The sequence below is a fragment of the Pseudoalteromonas sp. SR41-8 genome (genome assembly GCF_014163915.1).
Classification (GTDB): domain Bacteria; phylum Pseudomonadota; class Gammaproteobacteria; order Enterobacterales; family Alteromonadaceae; genus Pseudoalteromonas; species Pseudoalteromonas rhizosphaerae.
Genome location: NZ_JACJEE010000003.1, coordinates 69,156 through 82,715, shown reverse-complemented (window position 1 = coordinate 82,715; position 13,560 = coordinate 69,156). Strand labels below are relative to the sequence as shown.

The following is a 13,560-nucleotide window of genomic DNA, read 5'->3' as shown; positions in this document are numbered from 1 at the left end:
TATGGGTGTTTCTATTTATATTCACTCTTACATTTGTATTTTGACTTATTTTAGGAAAAGTCGTGTTTAAAACCTTGATTGTGGTTGATAACAACGAGCAGGCACTTGCTCACTCATTCGAAAACGTAATTACCTTCAATACCTACTTACGAGATTATCCAAAGCATAATGAGCCAAAAACGCGCATTATTAATCTATGCGACTCAAGCCAATACTTGAGTAAAGGCTATTATTGCTCATTACTTGCTGAGGCACGTAAACATCAAGTATTGCCAAGCGTAAAAACGATTAATGCGCTACGTAATGGCCAAACTTTGATGCTTAATGTTGGCCATCTCGATGATGCCTTATACTTTGGGCATGCAGTAAATGAACTACAAAACAAAGCAGCAAAAGCGGTATTTAAACAATATCCAGCGCCTATTTTATTTGTAGATGAAGCCGGGCTGTTACAGCAAGGTTCATTGGCGTCGCTTAATACTCAGCAGCATCAAGACTTTGTTGCTAAATTAACTGAGTTTACGCAAACACAGTGGCGTATAAGCAGTTCGCAAAAACGTTACCGCTGGGATATGGCTATTTTAGTTGATCACAATGAAAAAGTGCCACCAAGCGATAAAGATGCAATAGCCCGTTTTATTAAAGCGGCAGCTAAACATGGTATCTATGCTCAAGCGCTCAGTTTTGAAGAAATAGACAATATCGCTCAGTTTGATGCGCTATTTATTCGCCAAACAACTGCAATTGACCACCCAACTTACCGTCTGGCAAGTAAGGCGCAGAGCCTAGGATTAGTGGTGATTGATGATGCTGAGTCTATTTTACGCTGTTGTAATAAAGTGTATTTACATGATGCGTTTAATTATCAAAAAGTACCGAGCTTAAAAACCTTGGTAGTAGCTGATCAAAGTGATGAAACCATCAGTCAGCTTGAAGAGGCATTTACTTACCCATTAGTGCTTAAAATGCCTGAAGGGTCGTTTTCAAAAGGTGTCTACAAAGTAACTGATCGCAATGAGCTGGCAGCAAAATTGGCTGAGTTATTTGAATTTAGCGCTTTAGTTCTAGCCCAAGAATATATGTACACAGAATACGATTGGCGAGTAGGAGTTTTAAATGGTCGTGCTATCTATGCATGCCGTTATTTAATGGCGCGTAATCATTGGCAAATTTATAATCATGATGCAAAACGGTTTTTCTCTGGTGGTTTTGAAACACTGCCTACTTTTGAGTTGCCAAAAGCAGTTTTAGATGCGGCATTAAAAGCATGTAAAACTGTGGGCAAAGGGCTCTATGGTGTGGATGTTAAAGAGCACCAAGGCCGTGCATATGTGCTTGAAGTAAACGATAACCCAAGTATTGACCATAAAGTAGAAGATGGTTACTTAGGTGATGAACTTTATATGATTATTATGGAAGAATTTAAACAACGCCTCGAAGCACGAGGTCGAAGTTAATGACCGAGCATAGTGTGGCAGTTCGCGCTGCCACAGATAGCGATTTAAAAGCGTTACTTGAGATAGAGCAGCAAAGTTTTAATCAAGATAGATTAAGTGCGCGTAGCTTTAAGCGCTGGATTGCAGCCAAGCATGGTATTTTAATGGTTGCAGAGTCAGAACAACAGTTACTCGGCTATGGCTTAGTGTGGTGTCATAAAGGCACTCGTTTAGCACGTTTATATTCGCTAGCAGTTGCACCAAATGCACAAGGAAAAGGCGTTGCTCAGCAGCTTTTGAAAGCACTAGAAAGAGCAACGGCTGAACGCGGACGGTTATTTATGCGTCTTGAAGTGGCGGTAAATAATAAAGCTGCAATCGCACTTTATGAAAAGCTTGGCTATCGAGTATTTGGGCAATACAGTGACTATTATGATGATCATAGTGATGCCTTGCGGATGCAAAAAAACATTCGTAAAACCAATGAGCTTGAGTTTTCGCGTGAAACGCCTTGGTATCAGCAAACAACCGAATTTACTTGCGGGCCAGCGGCATTATTAATGGCAATGTCATCAATAAAAAAAGCGATTATTTCACAAGTGAATGAGCTTGATATTTGGCGTGAAGCAACCACTATTTTTATGACCTCTGGTCATGGTGGTTGTCATCCATTAGGACTTGCTTTAGCTGCCAATAAACGCGGTTTTACAGCCGATGTGATTATTAATACACGTGATACATTGTTTGTTGATGGCGTAAGAAGTGATAAGAAGAAAGCAATTTTACACACGGTTCATAATCAATTTGTGGTTGAGGCAATTAATCACAAACTAGATGTGAAGTATCAAGACTTAACCCTTGAGCACATAGAGCGCTGGTTAGCAGCCAAAATGGCCGTGGTGCTATTGATCAGTACGTATCGCTTTGATGGTAAAAAGTCACCGCATTGGGTGTGTGTAACGCATTTAGATGAGCATTGTCTATATGTCCATGACCCTTTTTGTGAAAGCGATAAACAGCTGGCGATTGATTGTCAACACGTACCCATCGCTAAGAGTGACTTTTTAAAAATGGCCAGTTTCGGTAGTTCTCGTTTGAGTACGGCACTGGCTATACACATGCAGTAATTTTAGGATTTTGAGTGACTTTTTTTGAATTAGTAGATATCGCCCCCTATTCGTGGTCGGCAATAGGCAGTGCTGCATTTTGTGGTGCTTTGATTGGTATGGAACGCCAGTTACGGGGCAAACCAGTAGGAATAAGAACCTCAGTACTGATTATATTAGGTACTTATTTGTTTTTAGCCACGGCGTTTATGCTCCATGGTGATGTGATTGACCACTCGCGCGTGGTTGGTCAAATTATTACTGGCATCGGCTTTTTAGGTGCTGGAGTGATGCTCGCTAAAGATGGCGCTGTGGTTGGGGTAACATCTGCGGCAACTATCTGGGTTTTGGCATCTATTGGTGTAGTGATTGCAACCGATAATTTATTGGCAGCTATTAAACTATCCATTTTAGTGGTGGGCATTTTATATGGTGTAGATGTCCTTGAAGCTAAGTTTAAAAGCTTAAGTAAAGGTGTACACGCTAAAGTTAAAAGTTATCACAAACGATACTATCGAAAAGAAATTAACGAATCAGAACGCCACTAAGAGTGGCGTTTTTATGTTGATAAAGTTATGCTTTGATAGCTCAATGCATCTTCAATAGGAGCTGGGCGGCCAATAAAGTAACCTTGCACATTATCAACATTTAATTTTCTTAATGCGTTAAGCTCTGCTTGCGTTTCAATGCCTTCGGCAACAATCGAACAGTCTATTGCTTTAGCAAAGCCACACAGTGCCTTGGCCAGTAAAAACTTACGATTGTCTTTATTTATATTTTGAGTAAGGCTGATATCTAATTTAATAATGTCGGCTTCCAGTTCTAAAATATGTTGAAACGACGAAAAGCCAGCACCTACATCATCAATAGCCAAACGTAGCCCTTTTTTTCGCAGTGGCGCTAATGCAGCTCGCATTACTGTATAGTCTGATATTGGTGAATGTTCAGTTATTTCTAATACCAACCTTGAACAATCGGCTCCTTGCAGAGTATATTCAAGTGCACCCGAGAGTATATGGGATGGTGAACAATTAATGGCGATATAAGTGGTGTCATTAAATTGCGCAATATAGGCGAGGCTGTTTTTTATCGCCAGCATTTCCAGAGATTCACCTAGGCCCACATCTGTTGCCTCTTTAAACCAGAGATCAGGTGTTTTATAAGGTTTGGTAAAAAAGCGTGACAGTGATTCAAAGCCCGCAATTTCATTACTAAATAGATTAAAAATAGGCTGAAAATAAATACTTATACTGTTGCTTGCAATAACCTCATCAATTGCTAATTTGGTTTGGCTATGCAATGCAGTATTATGCAGGTTTTTTTCAATTAATCCAGTTGCAATTTCAGAGATCATGTTTAAAAAAGACAAGTCCCGCTCGTTTAAGCTTTCATCATGATGCGATTTGTAACAACAAAACGTACCATATAATTTACCATTTGAAAGATTGATAGGCACACCAATATAAGCGCCTATGTTTAACTTGTCGGTTACTGGCATTATTTGAGTAATTGGATTTATTTTTGAATTGGTAATAATAGGGCTAAGCTGTTTCTCAGTGATTTTATGGCAATATGTTTCATTAATAGGATCGGAATTGCCCACTTTAACCGTTTTATTTGCTGATGGATTATCGACAACTTTGAAAACGCGTTCATCGTTAATAAACTCTGAAATAAAAGCAACATCCATATTTAAATGTTTGCGCACTAATCCCAGCAAATTTGTCAATTTAGCATCGATTGTTGAATTATCTTTTTGATCCAAAAGCACATCGCTAAAATTTGCCGTCATGGCGCCTCCATGTAATTTTTAGCACTTTTAATGCTATTACTATAATTTATATAGATATAAACGTCTAATTAGCGTTTGATTTTATTTGCTGCTTAGTTCAGTTTTCTCTATCTATAATCCAGGGAGGGACTAGCTCGTTTATAGATTTGCAGTCCTGCGCGATTAAATCGGTCGTTAATGGCCTAGAAAGTCCGGCACTTAGATGGTCCTTGTCGTACGCTTATCGTAATAATAAGAGTAAGCCTTATGCTTTTGTTATTTTAGCGTTTCAGTAGGTATAATATTTGGGGATGGTAAGATTTGTAAAAAATATGAATCTGACTACGCTAATAACCAGTGATTATTTATTTAGGTGTTGTTTAATGGAATCGAGTTGGCAAATAATACAGTGGAATGGGCCGAAAAGAATTGCATTACTGCTGTTTGCTTTCTTTTTTACAATACAGGTAGTGGCCAAACCAAGCTATCGTGTTGTGATATTAGTCGATGATAGTTATCCCCCATATTCTTACCTTAAAGACGGTGAGTTAGTGGGCTTATATGTTGATGTAGTTCGTCAAGCTGCCGATTTGATTAGTGAAAAATATATTATAGAGTTGCAACCAGTACCTTAGAAGCGCGGTGTTGACGCACTTAGACGAGGAGAGGACTTTGCCTTACTACCTCCTTATAAAAATGTGCAAGGGCGCAGTTTTATTTGGCCTTACTCAGAGCCGCTGCATGAAGAAGTAATACAAGCTTTTTGTAATCCAAACTCAAGCTTACTCAAGATTGAAAACACAGAATATCCATTAAAGCCGATTAATGTTGGTATCAATGCTGGGTATCTTTTATTCGATGAAGCATTGAACACTGCCATGGAGCAAAACAAAATAAAAATATGGGAAAATAAAGATACATTATCAAATATTTTGAAGCTGGCTAAAAATAGAATCGACTGTTATATCAACGACAAGTGGGCCATTTTATCAGGCATTAAAGCACTTAAGAAAAGCCATCCTTTTGTTGATTTGAGTCAACTTCAGCAAGACAGAATTATTTTCAAGCGAACTGCTCACATTGGTTATTTGAAAGCACCATCAGAAAAATTTCCATTTAAGGATGACTTTATTAAAGAAATGGACGCAGCGTTAAAGTTAGTATTTGAAAGGCGAACTCAAATCGACAGCGATGATAAATGATACGCGTTAAACGTCGATACTTATGTTTAACCCGCACTGTATATTTTGCTATCTAAAAGGTTTAACTGTTTAAAAATAACACCCCGCCAACTTATTAACCAAATAACTTTCTTCTAACCACTTTTCGATACTCGCTAGGCGTTTGCGAGAGCACTTTCTTAAACACGCGGGTTAAATGACCTTGATCATTGTAACCCACCTCTAAAGCAACTTCCTGAATTGATAAGTTAGATGATGCAAGTAGCTCTTTTGCTGTTTGTACGCGTAATTGCTGCCAATATTCAATGGGGCTTTGGTTGGTCGCAATGCGAAAACGACGGGTAAAAGAGCGGTAACTCAAACTAAATAGTTGAGCGACCTCTGTTAAACTTTGTTCTGTGGTTAAGTTGTTTTTTAACCAAAATTGAATTTGCGCGATGAGTTCATCTGGATGCCGATCAACGGCACCTTCAAGGTAGCGCTGATCTTCGTAAGGTTTCCTAATTTCGTGAGAAAAGTTGCGCTCAACATGCTGAGCGGCGGCCTGTCCGTAGTACTGGCTAATAATATGCACGATCACATCTGCTAAGGCATTTAGACTTGCCACACTGTATAAGCGCTCAGATTGGGTGATAAAAAAATCAGGCTTGAGCAGCACTTGTGGGTAGTCGCGTTTAAATTGTTCTGCATAATGCCAATGAGTGGTAGCGGGGTGACCATTTAATAACTTAGCTTCAGCGACTAAGCAATTGCCAGTACCCACGCCAATGATTGAGCTACCCGTTTGCCAGCTACTGGCAAGCCACTGAACTAACCCAGAGTTTGCTCTGACAACAGGGCGAGGATTGCGCCAAATACCGGGCACAATAATCAAGTCACTGTAAGGTGCTGTGCTGTAAGTGTGATCCGGTAATATTGCTAAGCCGCTGCGATTTTTGATAGGTTCGTTGTCCTCAGCGATTAAATTAATCGTTAATGGCCGAAAAGTTCCGCTGTTTATATGCCCCTTGGCGTACGCCTCACCGGCTCTGAGCATTTCAATTGGCAAGGTGACACTGGTGATCAATAAGTGCTGGTATACCAAAATACTTATTTGCAAAGGGCTAAGTACCAAGTTGTTGACCATTTAATTGCTCCGACCAGTTTGATTTGGCCTCATAGGCTCATTATTTGGCTATTTAAGCACAATGTTGATAATTAAATCCATCTAAACTGCAAGCTTCTCCTATAACACGTTTTCTCAAGGTAAATTATGACAGCATTACCCGTTATTATCGGCATGGGTGGAATTAACGCCGCAGGCCGTACTTCTTTTCATCAAGGTTATCGTCGTATCGTGTTAAATAACTTAGATACTCAAGCCCGCCAAGAAACATTTTTAGGCCTCGCCACGTTAATGAATTTAGTGAGTCTTGTGAATGGGCAACTGCAAGATTTACAAGGCAATACTGTTGAGCAAAGCGACATAGAAGCACGCTTTGGTGAGCAAATTATTGCCGGTACGTTAATTCGTAAAATTGAAAAAGAGCATTTTGATGTCGATGCAACACCGTGGCAGCAAAAAATGACGTTAACCGCGTCAGATGAAAGCGCTATTGTGTTTGAAACACGTCGTAAAGATTTACCTTCGCCGGTCCCTACAAGTTGGCAAGTAGAAGAGCTTGAAAATAAAAAAGTAAAAGTAACCATTGCGGCTCAGTTTGATATTAAACATGATTCTACTCGCGATAATCCGATTAAATCGGCTGGGCAACTACCAACAGGGTTTGATCCGTCTATTATGTACAACAGTCGCTACCAGCCACGTGGTTTACAAGCCACTATATTTGCTGCTACTGACGCGATTAAATCAACCGGACTCGATTGGCAACACATTATGAATAGTGTTGAGCCTGATAAAATTGGCACTTATTCAGCGTCGGTTATTGGTCAAATGGATGACAAGGGCTTAGGTGGTTTAGTAAAAGCGCGCCAGCAAGGTGATCGCGTCAGCACCAAGCAGTTAGCGCTTGGCTTAAATACAATGTCGACCGATTTTATTAATGCCTATGTGACGGGCAATGTAGGCACTACGTTTTCAACTTCAGGCGCGTGTGCAACATTTTTATATAACTTGCGCGCTGCAGTAAACGATGTACAAGCAGGGCGTACACGTGTTGCTATTGTGGCAAGTGTTGAATGCGCAATTACTCCTGAAGTTGTTGAAGGCTTTGGTAATATGAGTGCGCTGGCGAATATTGAAGGTTTACGCCGCTTGGATAACTTAAGCAATGATGATGAGCCTGATTATCGTAAAAGTAGCCGCCCATTTGGCGAAAATTGTGGCTTTACTTTAGGTGAAGGCGCACAAGTAGCGATTCTAATGGATGATGCGTTAGCACTGGAGTTGGGTGCAGACATTCTAGGCTGCGTGCCTGATGTATTTGTAAATGCTGATGGTGTTAAAAAATCAATTACATCACCGGGACCGGGTAATTATATAACCATGGCGAAGTCAGCGGCATTAGCCACGAGCTTATTAGGTAAAGAAGCATTACAACAACGTAGCTTTATTTTAGCGCATGGTTCAAGCACACCGCAAAACCGCGTAACAGAGTCATTAATTTATCATAAGGTGGCACAAACGTTTGCCATTGATAATTGGAAAGTAGCAGCACCAAAAGCGTATGTAGGGCACACAATTGCGCCAGCTAGTGGCGACCAATTAGCGATGGCGCTGGGTGTATTTGCACATAATATTATGCCGGGTATTACCACCATAGATAAAGTGGCCGACGATGTGCATAACCAGTATTTAGATATTCGTACTGAGCATTATCAATGCGAAGACATGGATATTGCTTTTATTAATTCAAAAGGCTTTGGCGGAAATAATGCCACAGCCACTGTTTTGTCACCCATGGTGACCATGAAAATGTTAGCAAAACGCCATGGTAGTGCGGTGATGGATGCATATGCATTGAGCAATCAAACCGTTACAGCTGCTCAGACTAATTATCAGCAACAAGCTGACTTAGGACAATATGAGCTAATCTATCGCTTTGGTGATGGCATGATTGATGAAGATGAAATTGTCATTTCTGATACCGACATGCATATTCCCGGTTTTGATAAAGCCATTGCATTTAGTAAAACGAATCCTTATCAAGATATGTTTTAAGCACATTATTCTTGAGTGGCAAGGCGCTTTTATAGCGCCTTTTTTAATGCGTGAAAATTAGCCCTATAAAGTTTTTAAATTGTCATTGGCTGCATTTTTTTGTTGAATCACCGCAGTTTACGCGATCTGTCATTTATCCTTGTTATAATTTCAAGCTATTAAAGAGGCCAACGTTTGAGAGTCCTATGATCGCCAGTTTATTATTGTTAAGTGCCAGTGTTACATTAGATAGCCATTTACCGCCATTGTTGCCATGGCAAGGTCAAAGTTTGGCACTGATACAACAAAAAGGCCCATTAACCACTGATTTCGAACTAAGCGAAGGGCTAAAGTCACCAAATTATCAGCAAACTATGGCCTTTGTAGATCGTCTTGTTGCAGCAAACCCTACCCAATTCCAAGTGCAAACTATTGCACATAGTGCCAGTGGCCGTGCGATCAACATGATGGTAGCAAGCGAAGATGGTGCATTTACACCTTCGCAGTTAATGCAAAACGCCAAGCCGACTATTTTTATTCAAGCGGGAATTCATGCCGGCGAAATTGACGGTAAAGATGCGATGTTTATGTTGCTACGCGATATTGCAACCGGTAAACGTCGAGATATTTTAAGCCAAGTGAACATTTTATTTATTCCTATTTTAAATGTTGATGGCCATGAGCGTAGTAGTCAGTTTAATCGCATAAACCAGCGTGGGCCAGTTGAAATGGGCTTTAGAACCAATGCTAATAATTTAAATTTAAATCGTGATTTCACTAAACTAGATACTCCAGAAGTACGTGGTGTATTAAAGGTGATCAAGCAGTTTAACCCAGATTTATATATCGATGTGCATGTGACTGACGGTGCAGATTATCAATACGATGTAACTTACGGGTACAACCCCGTATTTGCCAGTGAATCGCCAAGTGTGTCAGATGCGCTCAATAATTATTTTAAACCTATTATCGACACAAAATTACAAGAGCAAGGCCATATACCTGGACCGCTGGTATTTGTAATGGATAAGCGCGAGTTTAAAAAAGGCTTAGCGGGCTGGGTTGCCACGCCTCGTTATTCGAATGGTTGGGGGGATTTAAGATCGTTACCCACAATTCTTGTCGAAAATCATTCATTAAAACCGTATAAACAACGTGTACTTGGCACCTATGTATTTTTAGATGGGGCTATTTCAGCATTGGCGCAACATCATCATCAATTAACCGAAGCGGTTGAAAAAGAACGAGCTTTTGTGCCAAGCCAGCTTATTGTTGAACGCAGTTATGCAAAAGAGCCAAACACTATCGCATTTGCAGGGATCAAATATTCGCGCAGTAAAAGCGCCTTGAGTGGCCAGATGGAAGTAAAGTATTTAGGCGAAAAACAGCACTATGATGCGTTGCCTATTTACTGGCAGAAGGACGCAAAAACCGTGATCACCGTACCAAGTACATTTTATATTCCACCTGCGTATCCAGACATTGTCGAAAAACTCAAATTACATGGTATTACAGTAGAAAACGTGAGCAGTGATGAGCTGGTAACTAATTTAAAAGTCGCGGTAGTAACAAAGCATGAATTTGATAAAGCACCGTTTGAAGGACGTTTTAGAGTAAACGCAGATTTTGATTTTGTCGATGTACCAGAAAAGTCTCTGATCGGTTGGTCTAAAGTTGAAACTGCTCAACCTTTCGGTGAGTTAGTTGCCCATCTTTTACACCCCAAAGCACCGGATTCATTTTTTGCGTGGGGTGAGTTTAATACGATTTTTCAACGTACTGAGTACATGGAAAACTATGCATTAGCGCCGTATGCTCGCCATATGCTCAAAGATAAACCGGCACTTGCACTTGAGTTTGATAAAAAAATTCGTGAGGATGCCGCTTTTGCTAAAGATGCACAAGCACGATTAAACTGGCTCTATGAGCATACGCCATTTTATGATCAAGCTTATTTAAAGTATCCTGTGCTGATGACATTTGACACTAAACCGCAAATAAAGAATTAACATATGGAAATAATTACCGTACCGGTGACCGCTTTTGCACAAAAGTGCCGAGTGGTTATTTGTAAACAAACACGCCACGCAGCGGTTATCGACCCAGGTGGCGACGCTGATAAAATCATTACTGAGCTTGCCAAGCATCAGTTAAGCTTGCAGTGTATTTTACTCACCCATGGCCATCTTGATCATGTCGGTGCGGCAAAAGTACTTGCTGAGCATTTTTCTGTTGATATTGTCGGGCCACAAAAAGACGAATTGTTTTGGTTTGATGCATTACCTATGCAAGCGCAAATGTTTGGCTTTGCACCAATTGCGCCTTTTCATCCTCAGCATTGGTTAAGTCATGGTGATACGTTTACATTGGGTCAATTGCGATTTGACATTCGTCATTGTCCGGGCCACACGCCTGGGCATATTGTATTTTATGAAGCAACACATCAGTTAGTGATAGTGGGTGATGTTATTTTTAAAGGCTCAGTAGGGCGTACAGACTTCCCTAAAGGGGATGCCCAGCAGTTACTTGACTCGATTAAAAATCAAATTTTGACACTGCCTGATGAAACGCGAATTCTATCTGGGCATGGACCTGACACTAAAGTGCTGACTGAGCGCATATCGAATCCATTTATAAGTGGTAAATTTGGTTAGTTGCGCATAATAAATGCATAAAAGTACAAGACTCAACCTATAAACCAATGTATAATTTAACCAATTTAGTAAAATAAATAAGAAATAAAATGTCTCTAAATCATGTTGACCGCCAAATTTTGGCACTGTTACAGCAAGATGCAAGTCTTTCGACCGCTGATATTGCTGATAAAGTCGGTTTATCTCAATCACCTTGTTGGCGTCGTATTGCTAAGCTTGAGCAAGATGGTTACATCAAAGGCAAAGTTGCCTTATTGGATGAGAAAAAGCTCGGCTTTGATATGCTAGTGTACGCTCATGTTCGTTTATCAAATCATGGCCGTACAAATTTAGCTGAGTTTGAACGACTTATCCTAAGTTATGATGAAGTAACAGAATGTTACAGTATGGCTGGCACTATGGACTTTATGTTGCGGATCATTTCTAAAGGCATTGAAGGCTATGAACAGTTTGTTCGTGATAATTTATTGAATCTTGAATTTGTTCAAGAAGTTCACTCAAATGTCACTATGACTTGTGTCAAACGCAGTACATCGCTGCCACTTTAATCGTATCTAATCATGCTAGCGCTATAAAGGCGTTAGCATGTTCCTCTTACTGCAATTGTTAACCTTAGCTTAATTTGTTAGAATTCAGCGCTTTTTTGATCCCACACCCCGAAGAGGAATTCAATGTTTAACTTATTAAGCAAGGCGCCGAGCTCTGCTAAAAACGATATCTTATCAGGTATAACGGTTGCCCTAGCGCTCGTTCCTGAAGCTGTTGCATTTGCGTTTGTTGCAAATGTAGAGCCTTTAGTTGGTTTATATGCAGCATTTATTGTTGGCTTGATCACCGCTATTTTTGGCGGCCGCCCAGGTATGATCTCCGGTGCAACCGGTGCACTTGCCGTTGTTATGGTAAGTTTAGTGCTAGATCATGGGGTTGAGTATCTCTTCGCGACTGTATTGCTGATGGGGATACTGCAAATACTAGCAGGGGTGTTTAAGCTCGGTAAGTTTATTCGTATGGTTCCGCATCCGGTGATGCTTGGGTTTGTAAATGGTTTAGCGATTGTCATCTTCTTAGCGCAACTAGGTCAATTTAAGGTGTCCGATGGTCAAGGTGGCATGCAGTGGATGACAGGCACGCCGATGATGATCATGCTAGGATTAGTCGCTTTAACGATGGCTATTATTCACTTTTTGCCAAAGTTGACTACAGCTGTGCCATCAACATTAGTCGCTATTGTTACTGTAACCGCCATTGTTATCGGATTTGATTTAGAAGCGCGTACAGTACTTGATTTCTTAAAAGATATGACTGGTGACAGTGCGGCAACTATTGCTGGTGGTTTACCACAATTTCACATTCCAATGGTGCCATTTACCTTTGAAACACTGAAAATTATTTTACCTTATGCACTTATTTTAGCGGCAATTGGTTTAATTGAATCACTATTAACCCTTAGCCTGATTGATGAAATCACAGAAACCCGTGGTCACAGCAATAAAGAATGCATTGGTCAAGGCGCTGCAAATGTTACCTGTGGTTTCTTTGGTGCGATGGGGGGCTGCGCGATGATTGGTCAATCAATGATCAACATTAACTCAGGTGGTCGTTCGCGTCTATCTGGTATTACAGCAGCATTAATGCTCCTAGCATTCATTATTTTTGCCGCCAGTTTGATTGAAATGGTGCCGCTGGCAGCATTGGTTGGCGTGATGTTTATGGTGGTATTAGGCACCTTTGAATGGGCGAGTTTCAAAATGATGAAACGCGTCCCAAAATCAGATGCTTTTGTCATTGTATTAGTATCGGGTGTAACGGTGATAACTGACTTAGCAATTGCAGTATGTGTGGGTGTGATTGTGTCAGCCTTAGTATTTGCATGGCAACATGCTAAACATATTTTTACTACAAACTACATTGATGAAGAAGGTTCTAAAGTCTACGAACTACACGGCCCATTATTTTTTGGCTCAGTGAAAAAGTTCGCGGAGTTGTTTGATGTTAAAAATGACCCTAAAGACGTTATCATCGAATTTAAATACAGCCGAGTGGCAGATCACAGTGCCATTGAAGCAATTGATACTTTAGCTGATAAATACACCAAGGCAGGTAAACAGTTGCATTTACGCCACTTGAGCCCAGACTGTATACAGTTATTACATAAAGCGCGCGACTTAGTAGAAGTTAATGTAATAGAAGATCCAACTTATAAAGTTGCTTCAGACAAACTTGCTTAAACGAGACGTTTGATAAAAAAGCGAAGGCACTGCCTTCGCTTTTTT

Annotated in this window: 12 protein-coding genes; 10 read left to right on the top strand and 2 right to left on the bottom strand. The window is 40.4% G+C overall.

Translation table 11 applies throughout. The features are described from left to right. Positions 1-62: 62 nt before the first annotated feature. Genes H5162_RS03265 through H5162_RS03255 form a run of 3 tightly spaced genes read left to right on the top strand, consistent with a single transcriptional unit; the run spans position 63 to position 3,090 of the window. Positions 63-1,457, top strand: a complete 1,395-nt coding sequence (locus tag H5162_RS03265; RefSeq protein ID WP_145233138.1) for a RimK family protein — start codon at positions 63-65, stop codon at positions 1,455-1,457. Further along, complete coding sequence (gene rimI / locus H5162_RS03260; protein ID WP_145233139.1) at positions 1,457-2,563, top strand: ribosomal protein S18-alanine N-acetyltransferase; 1,107 nt, start codon at positions 1,457-1,459, stop codon at positions 2,561-2,563. The genes H5162_RS03265 and rimI overlap by 1 nt, the downstream gene beginning before the upstream one ends. A gap of 14 nt (positions 2,564-2,577) precedes the next feature. Further along, positions 2,578-3,090 carry an MgtC/SapB family protein gene (locus H5162_RS03255; RefSeq protein WP_145233140.1) on the top strand — a complete coding sequence of 171 codons (513 nt, stop codon included), beginning with the start codon at positions 2,578-2,580 and terminating at the stop codon, positions 3,088-3,090. An 11-nt stretch (positions 3,091-3,101) separates the two neighbouring features. Here H5162_RS03255 and H5162_RS03250 read toward each other — a convergent pair whose 3' ends face one another. Further along, positions 3,102-4,334 carry an EAL domain-containing protein gene (locus H5162_RS03250; RefSeq protein ID WP_182777635.1) on the bottom strand — a complete coding sequence of 411 codons (1,233 nt, stop codon included), beginning with the start codon at positions 4,332-4,334 and terminating at the stop codon, positions 3,102-3,104. 362 nt (positions 4,335-4,696) lie between these two features. Between H5162_RS03250 and H5162_RS03245 the strand changes: the two genes are divergently transcribed. Beyond that, positions 4,697-4,948 carry a hypothetical protein gene (locus H5162_RS03245; protein ID WP_182777633.1) on the top strand — a complete coding sequence of 84 codons (252 nt, stop codon included), beginning with the start codon at positions 4,697-4,699 and terminating at the stop codon, positions 4,946-4,948. Between the two features lie 63 nt (positions 4,949-5,011). Continuing rightward, a complete protein-coding gene (locus H5162_RS03240) occupies positions 5,012-5,515 on the top strand; it encodes a hypothetical protein (RefSeq protein ID WP_182777631.1) in 504 nt (167 codons plus the stop codon). A 94-nt stretch (positions 5,516-5,609) separates the two neighbouring features. Here H5162_RS03240 and H5162_RS03235 read toward each other — a convergent pair whose 3' ends face one another. Beyond that, positions 5,610-6,620, bottom strand: coding sequence for a GlxA family transcriptional regulator (locus H5162_RS03235; RefSeq protein ID WP_182777629.1), 1,011 nt, complete (start codon positions 6,618-6,620; stop codon positions 5,610-5,612). A 126-nt stretch (positions 6,621-6,746) separates the two neighbouring features. Between H5162_RS03235 and H5162_RS03230 the strand changes: the two genes are divergently transcribed. From H5162_RS03230 to H5162_RS03210, 5 genes are all read left to right on the top strand, one after another. Beyond that, the gene (locus H5162_RS03230) at positions 6,747-8,654 is read left to right on the top strand and encodes a beta-ketoacyl synthase (protein WP_182777627.1); all 1,908 of its coding nucleotides are present in this window, start codon (positions 6,747-6,749) and stop codon (positions 8,652-8,654) included. Positions 8,655-8,839: 185 nt separating this feature from the next. Continuing rightward, positions 8,840-10,642 (top strand): M14 family metallopeptidase, encoded by a 1,803-nt coding sequence (locus tag H5162_RS03225; RefSeq protein ID WP_182734250.1) that lies wholly within the window; start codon positions 8,840-8,842, stop codon positions 10,640-10,642. Between the two features lie 3 nt (positions 10,643-10,645). After that, positions 10,646-11,287 carry an MBL fold metallo-hydrolase gene (locus H5162_RS03220; RefSeq protein ID WP_182777625.1) on the top strand — a complete coding sequence of 214 codons (642 nt, stop codon included), beginning with the start codon at positions 10,646-10,648 and terminating at the stop codon, positions 11,285-11,287. A gap of 89 nt (positions 11,288-11,376) precedes the next feature. Further along, positions 11,377-11,835, top strand: a complete 459-nt coding sequence (locus H5162_RS03215) for an Lrp/AsnC family transcriptional regulator (RefSeq protein WP_016707271.1) — start codon at positions 11,377-11,379, stop codon at positions 11,833-11,835. A gap of 123 nt (positions 11,836-11,958) precedes the next feature. Next, positions 11,959-13,515: a SulP family inorganic anion transporter gene (locus tag H5162_RS03210; protein WP_145233147.1), complete on the top strand. Its 1,557-nt coding sequence runs from the start codon at positions 11,959-11,961 to the stop codon at positions 13,513-13,515. Positions 13,516-13,560 lie beyond the last annotated feature (45 nt).

What these genes read in the sequence shown, in the direction of transcription:
- H5162_RS03235 (WP_182777629.1), bottom strand. Translation starts at nt 6,620, where the DNA reads ATGGTCAACAACTTGGTACTTAGCCCTTTGCAAATAAGTATTTTGGTA.
- H5162_RS03250 (WP_182777635.1), bottom strand. Translation starts at nt 4,334, where the DNA reads ATGACGGCAAATTTTAGCGATGTGCTTTTGGATCAAAAAGATAATTCA.
- H5162_RS03245 (WP_182777633.1), top strand. Translation starts at nt 4,697, where the DNA reads ATGGAATCGAGTTGGCAAATAATACAGTGGAATGGGCCGAAAAGAATT.
- H5162_RS03225 (WP_182734250.1), top strand. Translation starts at nt 8,840, where the DNA reads ATGATCGCCAGTTTATTATTGTTAAGTGCCAGTGTTACATTAGATAGC.
- H5162_RS03210 (WP_145233147.1), top strand. Translation starts at nt 11,959, where the DNA reads ATGTTTAACTTATTAAGCAAGGCGCCGAGCTCTGCTAAAAACGATATC.
- H5162_RS03215 (WP_016707271.1), top strand. Translation starts at nt 11,377, where the DNA reads ATGTCTCTAAATCATGTTGACCGCCAAATTTTGGCACTGTTACAGCAA.
- rimI (WP_145233139.1), top strand. Translation starts at nt 1,457, where the DNA reads ATGACCGAGCATAGTGTGGCAGTTCGCGCTGCCACAGATAGCGATTTA.
- H5162_RS03220 (WP_182777625.1), top strand. Translation starts at nt 10,646, where the DNA reads ATGGAAATAATTACCGTACCGGTGACCGCTTTTGCACAAAAGTGCCGA.
- H5162_RS03230 (WP_182777627.1), top strand. Translation starts at nt 6,747, where the DNA reads ATGACAGCATTACCCGTTATTATCGGCATGGGTGGAATTAACGCCGCA.